A 1,260-nucleotide genomic window follows, 5' to 3' on the forward strand; every position below is an offset into this window, starting at 1 on the left:
CCGCTTCGGACAGCGGCCAGTCGACGAAGTCTGCGTCCCAGGCGTGCAGCTCACGACAAGCTTGTGCGCCCGCCCAGGCCAGGGTTTCGGTGAGCAGGCGCTGGAAATCGGCCCGGCCGGCAAAAGTTTGTGCGTTCATGGCGTCTGTGGCTGAACCCAGCCATCCTCGGTCCATTGGTCCAGCAGCTCGCGCGCGTCGGGAGACAGGCGCGCGACCTCGGCGGCCCCCAGCACCCGGTTGTCGGCCAGGCTGCGCATCAGCGCTGCGTCGCGGCCGCCAGCCCGAAAGCTCTCGCCGTTCAGGAAGACATGGGCAGCGTCGTAGAGCATGCGGCTGCGGCGGTCGAGCACCGCATCGCGGCCCGGCGCCAGGGGTTCGCCGGGCTCGAACCAGACGGTTGCCTTGGGCTCGGTCAGCGCCTCGCCCAGAGCCCGCTCCAGCGCCTGCGGCCGCTGCACGGCGGCTTCGACGGCGCGGCGGGCGAAATCCAGCAAGGCAGGYGGCACCCGGGCAGGCTCGGCGGTGGCCTCCTGGCGTGGGTCGGCGTAGAGCTTGCTGGCGCTGTCGACGTCATCCAGCAGTCGCGGCAGCAGCTCAGCCGCYAGACCCTCAACGCTCGACGCTCGAAAGCCAACCGAGCCGGTGATGCAGCCGGAGCCGACCGCGACGCCGTCATGCGCCCAGCCCGGCGGCAGGTAGAGCATGTCGCCCGGCTGCAGCACGAATTCCTCTTCGGCCTTGAAATTGGCAATGATCTTCAGAGGCACGTCGTCACGCAGCACGGCATCGCGCTGGGCGGCGATGCGCCAGCGGCGCTGTCCGGCGAGTTGGATCAGGAAGACGTCGTAGGAATCAAAATGCGGACCGACGCCGCCGCCGTCGCTGGCCACGGACAGCATCAGGTCGTCCAGCCGCGCTTCGGGCACAAAGCGAAAAAGGTCGAGCAGCGCGCGCCCTTCCGCCAAATGCTGATCCAGGCCTTGCACCAGCAGGGTCCAACCGGGTTTGCTCATCGCCGGCAGGCGCGCGATGGGGCCTTGCTTGAGCTTCCACTCGCCATCAAAGGCGGTGACGAGGCGGGACTCGACATCGTCGCGCGCCGCCAGCGCGGCCAGCTCCTTCAGCGAAGCCGGCGACGGCGCGGGATCGAAGGCCTGGCGCACGAGCAGCGGCTTCTTCTGCCAGTGCTTGTGCATGAACTGCTCCGGGCTCAGGCCGGCGAGCATCGCTGTGGGTAGGGCAATCTGCATGCCTTATTG

The 1,260-nt window shown here is 68.7% G+C and carries 1 protein-coding gene; it reads right to left on the reverse strand.

The features are described 5' to 3' along the window. Window positions 1-135: 135 nt before the first annotated feature. Window positions 136-1,251, reverse strand: coding sequence for a JmjC domain-containing protein (locus AC1DU6_RS31765; protein WP_056196112.1), 1,116 nt, complete (start codon window positions 1,249-1,251; stop codon window positions 136-138). Between the last annotated feature and the right edge of the window lie 9 nt (window positions 1,252-1,260).

The organism is Roseateles sp. P5_B10, from assembly GCF_056400485.1.